At 63.7% G+C, this 11,373-nt stretch carries 12 protein-coding genes and 2 pseudogenes; 10 read left to right on the forward strand and 4 right to left on the reverse strand.

Features of this window, described 5'->3' with window-relative positions:
- Nucleotides 1–126: 126 nt before the first annotated feature.
- The 6 genes and pseudogenes from ABZW74_RS12075 to ABZW74_RS12100 all read left to right on the forward strand — a co-directional run bounded on the left by ABZW74_RS12075 (nt 127) and on the right by ABZW74_RS12100 (nt 6,396).
- Entirely contained in the window at nt 127–771 is a 645-nt protein-coding gene (locus ABZW74_RS12075; protein ID WP_355276426.1) for a TetR family transcriptional regulator, read from the forward strand.
- Between the two features lie 174 nt (nt 772–945).
- Nucleotides 946–2,190, forward strand: a complete 1,245-nt coding sequence (locus ABZW74_RS12080) for an arginine deiminase (RefSeq protein ID WP_355276428.1) — start codon at nt 946–948, stop codon at nt 2,188–2,190.
- A 155-nt stretch (nt 2,191–2,345) separates the two neighbouring features.
- The gene (locus tag ABZW74_RS12085; protein WP_355276430.1) at nt 2,346–2,888 is read left to right on the forward strand and encodes a flavodoxin domain-containing protein; all 543 of its coding nucleotides are present in this window, start codon (nt 2,346–2,348) and stop codon (nt 2,886–2,888) included.
- 85 nt (nt 2,889–2,973) lie between these two features.
- Nucleotides 2,974–4,461, forward strand: a pseudogene (locus ABZW74_RS12090) (NAD(P)/FAD-dependent oxidoreductase).
- 16 nt (nt 4,462–4,477) lie between these two features.
- Nucleotides 4,478–5,464 carry a DJ-1/PfpI family protein gene (locus ABZW74_RS12095; RefSeq protein ID WP_355276432.1) on the forward strand — a complete coding sequence of 329 codons (987 nt, stop codon included), beginning with the start codon at nt 4,478–4,480 and terminating at the stop codon, nt 5,462–5,464.
- Nucleotides 5,465–5,568: 104 nt separating this feature from the next.
- Complete coding sequence (locus ABZW74_RS12100) at nt 5,569–6,396, forward strand: alpha/beta hydrolase (RefSeq protein ID WP_355276434.1); 828 nt, start codon at nt 5,569–5,571, stop codon at nt 6,394–6,396.
- Nucleotides 6,397–6,412: 16 nt separating this feature from the next.
- On the opposite strand, the gene ABZW74_RS12105 is transcribed toward ABZW74_RS12100, so the two are convergent.
- Entirely contained in the window at nt 6,413–6,922 is a 510-nt protein-coding gene (locus tag ABZW74_RS12105; RefSeq protein ID WP_355276436.1) for an SDR family NAD(P)-dependent oxidoreductase, read from the reverse strand.
- A 26-nt stretch (nt 6,923–6,948) separates the two neighbouring features.
- Here ABZW74_RS12105 and ABZW74_RS12110 point away from each other — a divergent pair.
- Nucleotides 6,949–7,191: pseudogene (locus tag ABZW74_RS12110) on the forward strand (dihydrofolate reductase family protein); the annotation flags it as partial.
- Here ABZW74_RS12110 and ABZW74_RS12115 read toward each other — a convergent pair.
- On the reverse strand, nt 7,174–7,779 hold the full coding sequence (locus ABZW74_RS12115; protein ID WP_240860678.1) for a TetR family transcriptional regulator C-terminal domain-containing protein: 606 nt from the start codon (nt 7,777–7,779) through the stop codon (nt 7,174–7,176). The pseudogene ABZW74_RS12110 and the gene ABZW74_RS12115 overlap by 18 nt on opposite strands.
- A gap of 79 nt (nt 7,780–7,858) precedes the next feature.
- On the opposite strand from ABZW74_RS12115, the gene ABZW74_RS12120 reads away from it, so the two are divergent.
- From ABZW74_RS12120 to ABZW74_RS12130, 3 genes are all read left to right on the forward strand, one after another.
- The gene (locus tag ABZW74_RS12120) at nt 7,859–9,043 is read left to right on the forward strand and encodes a DUF418 domain-containing protein (RefSeq protein WP_240860681.1); all 1,185 of its coding nucleotides are present in this window, start codon (nt 7,859–7,861) and stop codon (nt 9,041–9,043) included.
- A 60-nt stretch (nt 9,044–9,103) separates the two neighbouring features.
- Nucleotides 9,104–9,673 (forward strand): pyridoxamine 5'-phosphate oxidase family protein, encoded by a 570-nt coding sequence (locus ABZW74_RS12125; RefSeq protein WP_355276439.1) that lies wholly within the window; start codon nt 9,104–9,106, stop codon nt 9,671–9,673.
- A gap of 111 nt (nt 9,674–9,784) precedes the next feature.
- Nucleotides 9,785–10,072, forward strand: a complete 288-nt coding sequence (locus ABZW74_RS12130) for an antibiotic biosynthesis monooxygenase family protein (RefSeq protein ID WP_240860684.1) — start codon at nt 9,785–9,787, stop codon at nt 10,070–10,072.
- A 23-nt stretch (nt 10,073–10,095) separates the two neighbouring features.
- Here ABZW74_RS12130 and ABZW74_RS12135 read toward each other — a convergent pair whose 3' ends face one another.
- Together ABZW74_RS12135 and ABZW74_RS12140 are read right to left on the reverse strand one after the other, a co-directional pair.
- Nucleotides 10,096–10,533 (reverse strand): TIGR03668 family PPOX class F420-dependent oxidoreductase, encoded by a 438-nt coding sequence (locus ABZW74_RS12135; protein WP_355276441.1) that lies wholly within the window; start codon nt 10,531–10,533, stop codon nt 10,096–10,098.
- Nucleotides 10,534–10,806: 273 nt separating this feature from the next.
- A partial coding sequence (locus ABZW74_RS12140) for a hypothetical protein (RefSeq protein WP_355276443.1) occupies nt 10,807–11,373 on the reverse strand: 567 nt, incomplete at its 5' end.

The raw sequence follows: 11,373 nt of genomic DNA on the forward strand, positions 1-11,373 counted from the left end.
GGTGACACCTGAGGTCGTGAGGGGATCGTGCTGCGTACCTTCCAAATAATGGCAGAGTCAGACAGAAGTCGTCAAGAGACAAATCGCAGAGAAAGACAATTGGCATCAGGTGCTACAATCCGGACCATGATGTGCGCGAAGGGTCAACCCGGCCTGCGGGAACGCAAGAAGATGCAGACCCGCTCGGCGTTGATCTCCGCCGCGCTCGAGCTGTGTGACCAGCAAGGATTCGACGCGACGACCGTCGAGCAGATCGCGGATTCCGTCGACATCTCGCCGCGGACGTTCAACCGCTACTTCGCCACCAAGGAGGACGTGGTTCTCGGACCGATCGAGGAACTCGTGACCGCCGTCGTTGCTGCCCTCGACGCACAGCCGAAGACGGGCAACGAGCTCGACGCACTGTGCGCGGCCCATGTGCAGGTGTTCGAAGAGGCGGCGAGCCAGGACCCGCCGTCTCCGCTGTTCGAACAGTTCATGGTGATGAACCGAATTGTCGCTGCCTCTCCCGCCGTCCGTGCGCGCAGCGTGGAGATGGGGGAGTGGAAGACGCAGGCCATCCGCAGCAAGGTGGCCCAGCGCATGGGTCTCGCCGACGACGACATGCGTGTCCGCGTCGTCATGTCCACCTACGGCGCGCTGATGCAACTCGCGATGGACCAGTGGGATATGAGCGGTGACGCCGACAGCGGTGTGGTGATGCTCGGCTGCGCCAAGTCGATCAAGGCAACGTATGCGACATTTCGGGAAACGGTGCCCGGCAGTCACTAGGTGACGGCCGGTCGTGCGAAGCGCTCGGCGGACTCGCATCAAGTGGTCACGAATTCGGCCGACGCTCAACAAATCGCATGTGAACAGGCGACAATCGCATGACGTGGGCATGAAGCGTCCTCACCTCGGACTCCCGCCCGACGCACCGGCAACAGACCTGGAGAAATCGGCGACATGACCACACCATCGGCTGGCTACGGCGTCCACTCCGAAGTCGGGAGACTGCGCAAGGTGCTGGTGTGCGCCCCAGGTCTCGCGCACGAACGGCTGACGCCCACCAACGCCGACGACCTGCTCTTCGACGACGTGCTGTGGGTGCAGAACGCCAAGCGGGACCACTTCGACTTCGTCACCAAGATGCGCGACCGGGGCGTCGACGTGGTGGAACTGCACAACGTGCTCACCGAGACGATGGACAACCCCGAAGCGCGGTCGTGGTTGCTCGATCGCAAGATCGTCGCCAACGAAACCGGTTTGGGTCTCGTCGCTGCGACGCGCGAGTTCCTCGACGAACTCGACTCCCGAGATCTGGTCACATTCCTGATCGGCGGCCTGTCCACGGTGGATCTGCCCGCCGAACTCCGGCCGAACTACATGTCCATCGTCGACGAGGCCACCGGGCTCGGCGAGTACCTCATGCCGCCGCTGCCCAACACGCTCTACACCCGGGACACCACGTGCTGGGTGTATGGCGGGGTGACTCTCAACCCGTTATTCTGGCCGGCCCGGCATCACGAGACCCTGCTGATGAAGGCGATCTACGAGTATCACCCCGACTTCGTGGGCTCCACAGTGTGGTGGGGAGATCCCGAAAAGCATTGGGGTGCAGCCTCGATCGAGGGCGGCGATGTGCTCGTGCCGGGGAATGGTGTGGTTCTCATCGGGATGAGTGAACGAACATCGCGTCAGGCGATCACGCAGGTGGCCCGCGAACTGTTCGCGAAGGGCGCGGCCGAGAAGGTTGTTGTCGCGGGTATGCCCAAGCTGCGATCTGCCATGCATCTCGACACGGTCTTCACCTTTGCCGATCGCGACCTCGTCTCGGTGTACCCGGGCATCATCGACTCGGTCCGGCCGTTCACGCTGGTCCCCTCCGACAAGGACCCCGGTGTCGAGGTGATCGCCGAGGCCGACCACTTCCTCAAGGTCGTGCAGCGCGCCCTCGACCTCGACGGCCTGCGCGTCGTGGAGGCCGGGGGCACCGCCTACGCGTCGGAGCGTCAGCAGTGGGACAGCGGCAACAACCTCGTCGCCGTCGAACCCGGTGTGGTGTTCGCCTACGACCGCAACACCTACACGAATGCGCTGCTCCGCAAGCAGGGTGTCGAGGTGATCACGATTGTCGGCGCCGAACTCGGCCGCGGCCGCGGTGGCGGACACTGCATGACCTGCCCACTCATCCGCGACCCGCTCGAGTAACCGCTGCCGAGTCCTCCCGCCTCCACGACGCCACCCCATCCGCTGCCTGAGGTGCGACGAGCGCTAGCGAGGCGCCTCGAAGGCCTGGTGAGACGACCTCGCAATCGGGACGTTGTGCCCTGGATCACATGTCCGCGCAGGAGGACCATCAAAGTATGGGCAAGGTACTCGTCGCATATGCGAGCAAGCATCATTCGACCGCGGAGATAGCCGAGGCCATCGCCGCCGAGTTGCGGATACAGGGGCTCGACGCCGATTGCACCGACGTCAGCGCGGACACCGTGACCGGATACGACGCGGTGATTCTCGGCAGTGCCGTCTACGCCGGCCGCTGGCTCAAGGATGCGCACCGCTTCCTGAAACACCATCGCGACGATCTCGTGCGTATTCCGTTCTGGATCTTCAGTTCCGGGCCGGTGGGCGAGAACGTCGAGGAGGACCTCGCCGAGAACTCGAATTGGCTGGAACCCCACAAGGTGCTCGACCTCGCCGAATCCATCGGGCTGCGCGGGCACACGGTGTTCGCCGGCCGGATGCCCACAGATCCGCACGGTTTCATCGAGAAGTCCATGGTGAAGCGCACTCCCGAGGAGTTACGCGACGCCCGAGACTGGGACGCGATCCGTCGTTGGGCCGACGACGTTGCCGCGGCCCTTGCCGCGAGTAGTGGTACCACCGCCGCCCCGTCGCAGCACTAGTCGGTCGTTCGACTCCTTCCCAGCGCAACGTCCGCGGAGTACCGTGAAGCCGCACAAGTGCCGTCGGGACAAGGGAGTCGGGGCCATGGACGACGATGCCGAGCCGGATCTCACCGTTGCCGTCGTCGGAGCCGGTTTCTCCGGTATCGGTACCGGAATTCGGTTGGACCGAGCCTGAATTCGCGACTGGCAGATCATCGAAGCCGGTAGCGGTGCGGGTGGAACCTGGTTCTGGAACACCTATCCCGGCGTGGCGGTCGACATCCCGTCGTTCAGCTATCAGTTCTCCTTCGCGCCAGGGAAATGGTCGCGCAGCTACGCTCCCGGTGCCGAACTCAAGCAGTACGCAGACGAACTCGTGGAGCAATACTGTCTGGCCGGTCGCATTCGGTTCAATACCGAGGTCCAGAACGCCGAGTTCGACAGTGCGTCGAATCTCTGGCGGCTGACCCTGCCGGGCGGCGAGACACTGACCGCCCGCTTCCTGATCAGTGCTGCGGGTCCACTGAATGTGCCGAGCCTGCCCGACATCCCGGGGATCGACGAGTTCGCCGGGACCACCATGCACACCGCGCGGTGGGACCACTCGGTCGATCTCCGTGGAAAGCGGGTGGGGACCGTCGGTACGGGAGCCACTGCGGTCCAGGTGATTCCGTCCATCGCGCCAGACGTCGAGACGTTGACCGTGTTCCAGCGAACCCCGATCTGGTGCATGCCCAAGATGGATTTCGTTCTGCCTCAACCGGTTCGCGTGCTCTCCCGCACACCGCTGCTCCGACTGATCCCGCGGGCGGCGAGTCAGGCCTTCATCGAGCTGTCGTTCACGATCTTCGCGCACTTCTACAAGTGGATACCTGCGGCCGGCCGGCTCGCCGAGCGCTCGTGCCGGCAGTACCTCGACAGTCAGGTCCACGACCCGGAGACGCGCGCAAAGCTCACGCCCGCTTACGGTCTGGGTTGTAAGCGGCCCGGGATTCACAACGAGTACCTGGCCACCTACAACCGCGACAACGTGACTCTGCAGACGACGCCGATCGAGAAGGTCACCGCGCATGGTGTGCACTGCTCGGACGGTACCGAACACGAGATCGACATCCTCATCCTGGCAACCGGTTTCAAGGTGACCGATCCCGACGCCATGCCGTCCTTCAGGCTGGCCGGGCCCAAGGGGACGATGGCGGATTTCTGGAATGAGAACCGATCGCAGGCCTACGAGGGGGTGTCGGTGCCGGGTTTCCCGAACTTCTTCTTCGTCTTCGGGCCGTACGGCTACACCGGTTCGTCGTACTTCGCGTTGATCGAGAACCAGACTCGGCACATCATCCGCTGCATTCGTGCGGCGATCGGTCGAGAGGCGAAGAAGGTGGAGGTTCGGCAGGAGGCCAACGACCGCTACTTCGCGTCGGTGCTGAAGCGTCGCTATCGACAGATCTTCTGGCAGGAGTCCTGCAGCAAGGCCAACAGCTACTACTTCGACCATAACGGCGACGCCCCACTCCGTCCGACCACCACCGTCGAGGCCGCCGTGCACAGTCGCGTCTACCCGCTCGACGACTACGAGTTCACCGCCTGACGGCATACTTCTCACCATGGAGATCGTTCGCTCGTCGGAAACTGCACGTAGGCGAGTTGGCATCGTCGTGTTCGACGGTGTCAAGATGCTCGACTTCACGGGCCCCGCTGAAGTCTTTGTCGAGGCCAACCAGTTCGGCGGCAACTACGAGGTGGTAGTCATGTCGCCGACCGGCGGTGACGTCGCGACGTCGGTGGGCGTGCGGGTGAGCACCACGCCGGTGCATGACTCCGGCGGCTTCGACACGGTGATCGTTGCAGGCAGCGAGATCGCGCCGCCGCTGTTCGTCACGCCGGAGCTCATCGAGGCGACACGCGACCTGGCGACACGAACCAGGCGGATGTCGTCGGTGTGCACGGGGTCATTCGTCCTTGCCGAGGCCGGGCTTCTCGACGGGCGGTCGGCCACGACGCACTGGAAGTTCACTGCCGACCTTGCTCACCGATTTCCCGAGGTGCAGGTCGACTCGGATGCCATCTACGTCAGCGACGGAAACATCTACAGTTCGGCGGGGGTGGTTGCCGGGATCGACTTGAGCCTGGCGCTCGTCGAGGAGGATCACGGCGCCGAGGTGGCACGTCGCACCGCGCAAGGGCTGCTGGTCTACATGCAGCGCGGCGGTGGGCAGTCACAGTTCTCGTCGTCGCTCACCGGGCCCGCTCCGCGAACGTCTCTGGTGCGCAAGGCAACTGATCATATCCGTGGGAACCCTCAAGTTTCGCACACTGTTTCGAGTATCGCCGCGCATGTCAACGTGAGCGTCCGTCAGCTGACTCGGCTCTTTCGTGACGAACTGGGCGCAACCCCGGCCGGCTACGTCGCCGACACCCGCTTCGAGATCGCCCGCGACAAACTGCACGCCGGATTGACCGTGGGCGCAGCGGCCCAAGCGGCGGGATACGGCAGTGCGGAGGTGATGCGCAGGGCATTCGTTGCGCGGATCGGCATATCGCCTCGCCGCTACCAGCAACGCTTCTCGTCGACGGGTGCTCTCGCCGGCTGACGTGGTGTCGCAAATGGGGGCTTTTCTGGCCGGGTGAGTGGGACGGTGACCTTGACGGTGGATGCACACTGGATCGGCTGGTCCAATACACATAGGAGTATCCAATGCCCACCCTCACCACCTCCGACGGCGTCGACATCTTCTACAAGGACTGGGGTTCGGGTCAGCCAATCGTCTTCAGTCATGGCTGGCCGCTGTCGTCCGATGACTGGGACGCCCAGATGATGTTCTTCTTACAGAACGGGTTTCGGGTGGTCGCTCACGACCGGCGTGGTCATGGGCGGTCGACCCAGGTAGCCGACGGCCATGATATGGACCACTACGCAGACGACCTGAAAGCCGTTGTCGAGCACCTCGACCTGACCGATGCCATCCACGTCGGCCATTCGACGGGCGGCGGCGAGGTGGTGCACTACCTCGCACGTCACGGACAGGATCGTGCGGCCAAGGCGGTGTTGATCTCCGCGGTGCCACCGATCATGGTCAAGACCGACACCAACCCCGACGGAATCCCCAAAGAGGTGTTCGACGACATCCAGACGCAGGTGGCCACGCGTCGTTCCGACTTCTTCCGCACCTTCGCCGAAGGACCGTTCTACGGCTATAACCGGGAGGGCGCAGAACCGTCGGAGGGCGTCATCGCAAACTGGTGGCGCCAGGGCATGATGGGCGGTGCAAAGGCGCACTTCGACGGGGTGGTCGCGTTCTCGCAGACGGATTTCACCGACGACCTCAAGAAGGTGACGATCCCGTTCCTGGTGCTTCACGGCGAGGATGATCAGGTGGTGCCCTACGAAGACACCGGCGTGAAGTCGGCTGAGCTGCTGCCCAACAGCACCCTGAAGACCTACCCGGGATTCCCGCACGGCATGCCGACCACAGAGGCCGCCACCATCAACGCCGACCTGCTGGAATTCTTCCGCGCGCCCTGACGCCGACGGGGTGGGCTCAGGACTGAGGGCCGCTGTGCCGGACGGCGAACTCGGCCACGGCAATCGAAATCCGTTGTGGCACGAGTTTACTCACCGTGGTGGCGACCAGATTCAGTACACCGTCGACGACGCTCGGTTTGCCGTTCTCGAGTGCTCGTAAGGCAGTGTCGACGACCTGGCTCGGGGAGCGGGTCGGGCCGACGGAATCTCCGTCGGCGCCGGCCGCCTCGAAGAAACCGGTCTCCGTGGCACCCGGGCATACGGCCAGAACCTTCACCCCGCGTCGTTTGGCCTCCCACCACAGTGCCTCGCTGAGTGAGAGCACGTACGCCTTGGACGCTGCATACACCGCCAGGTGCGGAACCGGTTGAAACGCAGCGACACTCGCGACGTTGATGATGGCGCCCGACCCACGCTCCGCCATTCTCTGGAGATAGACGGTCGTGAGGTCGGTCAGCACCGCGACGTTGAGTGGCACCTGATCGCGGACGCGGTCGCGGTCGGTGTCGGCGAGGTCGGCGTGCATCGCGATCCCGGCGTTGTTGCCGCGAACTCAAACAGCGTGACGGCAAGGACATCGTCGTCACCGGCAGCATCACGCTCACCCACGCGCTGATCGGAGCCGGACTCGTCGACGAGTACCGCCTGTTCCAGTACCCGACGGTTCAGGGGCGAGGTCGGCGATTGTTTCCCGACGGCTTCGAGGCGCCTACGCTGCGATTGCTGACGGCACGGTCATTCAGCAATGGGGTGGCGTTGGTGTCGTACGCCGCGAGCTCAGCCGTCGGCGACTGACACCGTTGCCAGCGATGCCAGGTGCGCACGCACCAGCGCGCGTACCTGGTCTGGGGTGTCGGTGCCCGACACCAGCAGGTGCATAGCGAGACCATCGATCACCGCGTGCAGCCGCATTGCTTCGACGTCGAGGTCGGCGGCAGAGTCGATGAGTCCGTGGCATCGTAGGTCGTCAAGCACGACGTGACAGAGCGTTCGTAGTCCCTCATGCGCTTCGCGTGCTGCGTCGACGAGTACGGGATGTGCCACCGACTCGGCGTTCATCGCCATGTGCACGCGCATCTCGGCCGCCCGCTCGGCATCGAGGGGCAGCAATTCGGCAATCATCGCCTCGGCGCGACGACGTGGGCTCCGCATGCGCCGGTGGCGCTCGATGCGGGCGGAAGCCTGTTCGTAGATGAGTCTCATCGAGAACTCCAGAAGCTCTTCTTTGGTCGCGAAAACGTGACGAAGTGACCCGGTGGAGATTCCCGCCTCGGCCGCGACCTCGCGGATCGACACACCGGATATGCCCTCACGCATGATGATTCGCCAGAGTGCGACGGCAATGTCGGCTCGTCGCTGCGCGTGGTCGATCAGTTTGGGCATTGACCGATACTAGCCCAACTGTGCTACCTTGGCTCAGAGTTTGGTAACACCATCGTGCTAACAAAATCTCAGGAGAGTCATGGCCGACCAACGCTTCGTCTCGCTCGACGTGCTGCGTGGAATAGCCATCCTCGGCACGCTGGGCACTAACATCTGGATCTTCACCAACGTCGACGGCTTTGTCGGATATCTCTCCGACCCCACGCAGGCCGACGGCGCGTGGCGCGTCGCCCAGGTTCTGCTCGAACAGCTCACCCAGGGCAAGTTCCTCGGACTTCTCACGATCATGTTCGGCATCGGACTCGCCATCCAGCAAGCCTCCGCAACACGTCGTGGCAGGTCGTGGCCGGGTCGATACTACTGGCGCGCAATACTTCTCTTCATCGACGGGACTCTGAACTACTTGCTGTTCACGGAGTTCGACGTGCTGATGGGATACGCGGTCACCGGACTCATCGTCGCGTATCTGCTGTCGATGGGCATTCGACGCCAGCGTGTGGCGATCGGGGTTGCCGCCACCGTCCATCTGATGCTCGTCGGACTCATCGTCTGGGCGCTCGCCGCTGCGCCGGGAAGTGCGGGTGACAGATCGGAACCGTTGTCGCCCAATCCCTATGCCGACGGATCATTCGTCGACCTCGTTGTCTTCCGCATCCAGAACATCGCGGTGTTCCGGGCGGAGGTCGTGCTCATCTTGCCCATGTCGATCGCGCTGTTCCTGATCGGTGCTGCGTTGCTGCGCGCCGGGGTGCTCGAACCCCGTGGCGCAATGCTTCGGCGGCGCTTGATGATTGCCGGTCTGGGTGTGGCGGCGCCGCTCGACTTTGTGGCGGGCATCTTCGGCGGCACGGCCGGGCTGATCCTGGGGCGCTACGTTCTGGCGCCGGTGGTGTCGCTGGCAATTCTGGCGTGGGTCGCGGGCTTCTACGCCGACGGACGCGCAGCTGGGCGAGTGGGACGACTTATGTCTCCCGTCGGCCGCACCGCGTTGAGTTGCTACGTTCTGCAGAACGCCATCGCCGGTGCCATCTGCTACGGCTGGGGACTCGGGCTTGCGGCACACCTTGATGCGACGACGGTCGTGCCGGTGACCATCGCTCTCTATCTGGCCATAAGCGCGACGATGATCGTGCTCGCCACCCTCTGGCTGCGCAGGTTCAACCGCGGACCGCTGGAGTGGCTATGGCACAGCAGCTACCAGCGGCTGGCCGGGGAAGGACGGCCACGGACCGCGGCCAATCGCGACACCACCCTCACACGCTGACGTGGCATCTGAGCAAGAACGGTCGGGCAGCGCAGCGACGCAGGCTCGTAGATTGAGCCAATGACGGATTCGCCAAACACCTCGCCGGAACCTGCGTTGGCCAGTGCCGACGCCCTGCCGCCAGTCACAGAACCACGCGTCGACCGTCCGCATTTCCCGGACGGCTACGGCGTCGGTGTAGACCTCGATGGAACGCGATCGTGGGCGTCGGTCGAGGATCGACTCGTCGGGTCGAAACACTATTGGCTGACCTCGGTCCGTCCCGACGTCACTCCGCACACGGTGCCTCGCTGGGGCGTGTGGGTCGAGGGCCGGTTTTTCTACGACGGCGCTCCGACCACCCGGCACACCCGCAATGTCGAGGCCAATCCGGCGTGCACACTCAGCCTCGAGAGTGGGACGGATGTGGTCATCATCGAAGGTGAGTCGGTGGCGGTGTGCGCGTCCCCCGACGGACTGGGCGCGAAACTTGCTGCGGCCTTTGGCAAATACTCCGAGCAGGGCTACAGCCCCGGCCCGGAGTCATGGCAGTCGACGGTCGACGGTGGCGGGCTTCGGGCGATCACTCCGAAACGCGCGTTCGCCTGGTCATCGTTCCCCACTGACTGCACCAGATTCAGCTTCGACTGACCTCTCGCTCGCACGGTAGGTAAGCGCACCGGCGTGTGTCCGGCGATGAATCTGTGTGGGTCGTCGAGTCTGTATCCGTGGCAAACGTTTCCTGACCCGAGGAGAGCACCAGTGTTGATCGTCGCCGGACACATCACCGTCGCTCCTGCCGACCGTGACACCTATCTCCAGACTTGTGACGCAGTGGTGGACGCGGCACGGCGGGCGCCGGGTTGCCTCGACTTCGCGATCGGGGCAGATCTCGTCGATCCCGCACGCATCACCATCTACGAGCGTTGGGACTCGGTCCAGGCCGTGGAGGCGTTCCGAGGATCGGGTACAGACGATGGGCAGGCCGCGATGATCGTGTCGGCGTCGGTGGCCGAGTACGAGGTCACCGAGGTCCGGCAACTCGGCTGAGTCGGATCAACAAGTGATCGTGCTCAGTCGGCCGACGACGGCCGTCCCGACCACGAGTGCCAGTGGAGATCACCGACGATGATGACCGGGCCGTCGGGTCGTCGTCGGCGATAGTGTTGGTATTTGTCGGCGAGCACATCGATTCCGTGCCTACCACGAGGTTCCGACGCATCCACCACCTCGGCGCGCCCGTCCACCCGAACCCACCACAGCTCGTCCCAATTCTCGGCGTAGTGGTCGACGAGTACCGCCACGTAGGGATTCTCCCCGATGTTGGCGAGCCGACGAAGTCGACTGGTGCGCTTGGGTTTGTGATCGACACAGGTGACGATGGTGTCGTCGTTCACGGCAAAGACGATCGGCACGATGTGTGGTCTCGCATCGGGTGTCACCGAGGTCAATCGGGCGACTCGCGCCTCCACGAAACGCTGACGCATCTCGTGGTCGAGCGAGCCTGCCATGTCTGAAGAATGTACATCGCTCGACCCGCGGTGTTGGTGGAGCCGATGACGGGAATCGAACCCGCGTATTCAGCTTGGGAAGCGCTTTCGCTTGTCGAACACCCATTCACGTTGCCGCAGGCAGACGCCTCGGCTTCCCACACATCACCGCAGCTCAGAACACATGTTTGGTCCGCTTCGGGTACGTCCTGAGTCGGCTCGCGGACGGCTCGGGACGGCCCCGATTCGCTTCAACCTGCGGCCCCTGCGCGGCCCCGAATGGTCGCTTGGGATCTAGTACGATCGCGCTTCCGTTCTGCCGCCGAGAACGCCTGCCACATATTCGCAGACGTACTCATCACCACAGTTGACGAGCCAGTTGCCACCCTCGACGAAGCCGTAGCCTCCAGTTCTCGGTCCGAGGGAGCGATACAGGGCTATCTGACTTTGCTTGTTTGTCTCCGAACTGAACAGCAGGAAGATGAGCTGGCGCGTGGTGTTGTCCCCCAGTAAGAAATTGCATTCGCCGGAACTCGCGGAGTTCCAACCGCCACGGTCGCGAAAGTAGTCTGTGCAGATGTAGCGGCGGCTGAAATCGGCGTACAACTGGTCGGGGGTTTCGTATGTCTGCAGGCCTGATAGCGGGACTTCTTGGTAGGAGGTGGTCGTCGTCGTGGTCTTCGAAGTCTCTCGGGCGTCGCCCCCTGAGCTTGCGTTCACGGCGACGATGAGCGCGACCAACACTGCCACGGCTACCGCAAGGCCCTGATCCATCCCGGCATTTCCGGAGAGCTCAGGTTGTGAGTGCCTCCTCCGGATTGAGGGTGCGCATGTGAGCGTAGTGGAGTTGCTCAGCGTGGT

The organism is Gordonia sp. NPDC003585 (assembly GCF_040610755.1).
Taxonomy (GTDB): Bacteria; Actinomycetota; Actinomycetes; order Mycobacteriales; family Mycobacteriaceae; genus Gordonia.

What these genes read in the sequence shown, in the direction of transcription:
- ABZW74_RS12085 (WP_355276430.1), top strand. Translation starts at nt 2,346, where the DNA reads ATGGGCAAGGTACTCGTCGCATATGCGAGCAAGCATCATTCGACCGCG.
- ABZW74_RS12120 (WP_240860681.1), top strand. Translation starts at nt 7,859, where the DNA reads ATGGCCGACCAACGCTTCGTCTCGCTCGACGTGCTGCGTGGAATAGCC.
- ABZW74_RS12105 (WP_355276436.1), bottom strand. Translation starts at nt 6,922, where the DNA reads ATGCACGCCGACCTCGCCGACACCGACCGCGACCGCGTCCGCGATCAG.
- ABZW74_RS12115 (WP_240860678.1), bottom strand. Translation starts at nt 7,779, where the DNA reads ATGCCCAAACTGATCGACCACGCGCAGCGACGAGCCGACATTGCCGTC.
- ABZW74_RS12135 (WP_355276441.1), bottom strand. Translation starts at nt 10,533, where the DNA reads ATGGCAGGCTCGCTCGACCACGAGATGCGTCAGCGTTTCGTGGAGGCG.
- ABZW74_RS12125 (WP_355276439.1), top strand. Translation starts at nt 9,104, where the DNA reads ATGACGGATTCGCCAAACACCTCGCCGGAACCTGCGTTGGCCAGTGCC.
- ABZW74_RS12075 (WP_355276426.1), top strand. Translation starts at nt 127, where the DNA reads ATGATGTGCGCGAAGGGTCAACCCGGCCTGCGGGAACGCAAGAAGATG.
- ABZW74_RS12095 (WP_355276432.1), top strand. Translation starts at nt 4,478, where the DNA reads ATGGAGATCGTTCGCTCGTCGGAAACTGCACGTAGGCGAGTTGGCATC.
- ABZW74_RS12080 (WP_355276428.1), top strand. Translation starts at nt 946, where the DNA reads ATGACCACACCATCGGCTGGCTACGGCGTCCACTCCGAAGTCGGGAGA.
- ABZW74_RS12100 (WP_355276434.1), top strand. Translation starts at nt 5,569, where the DNA reads ATGCCCACCCTCACCACCTCCGACGGCGTCGACATCTTCTACAAGGAC.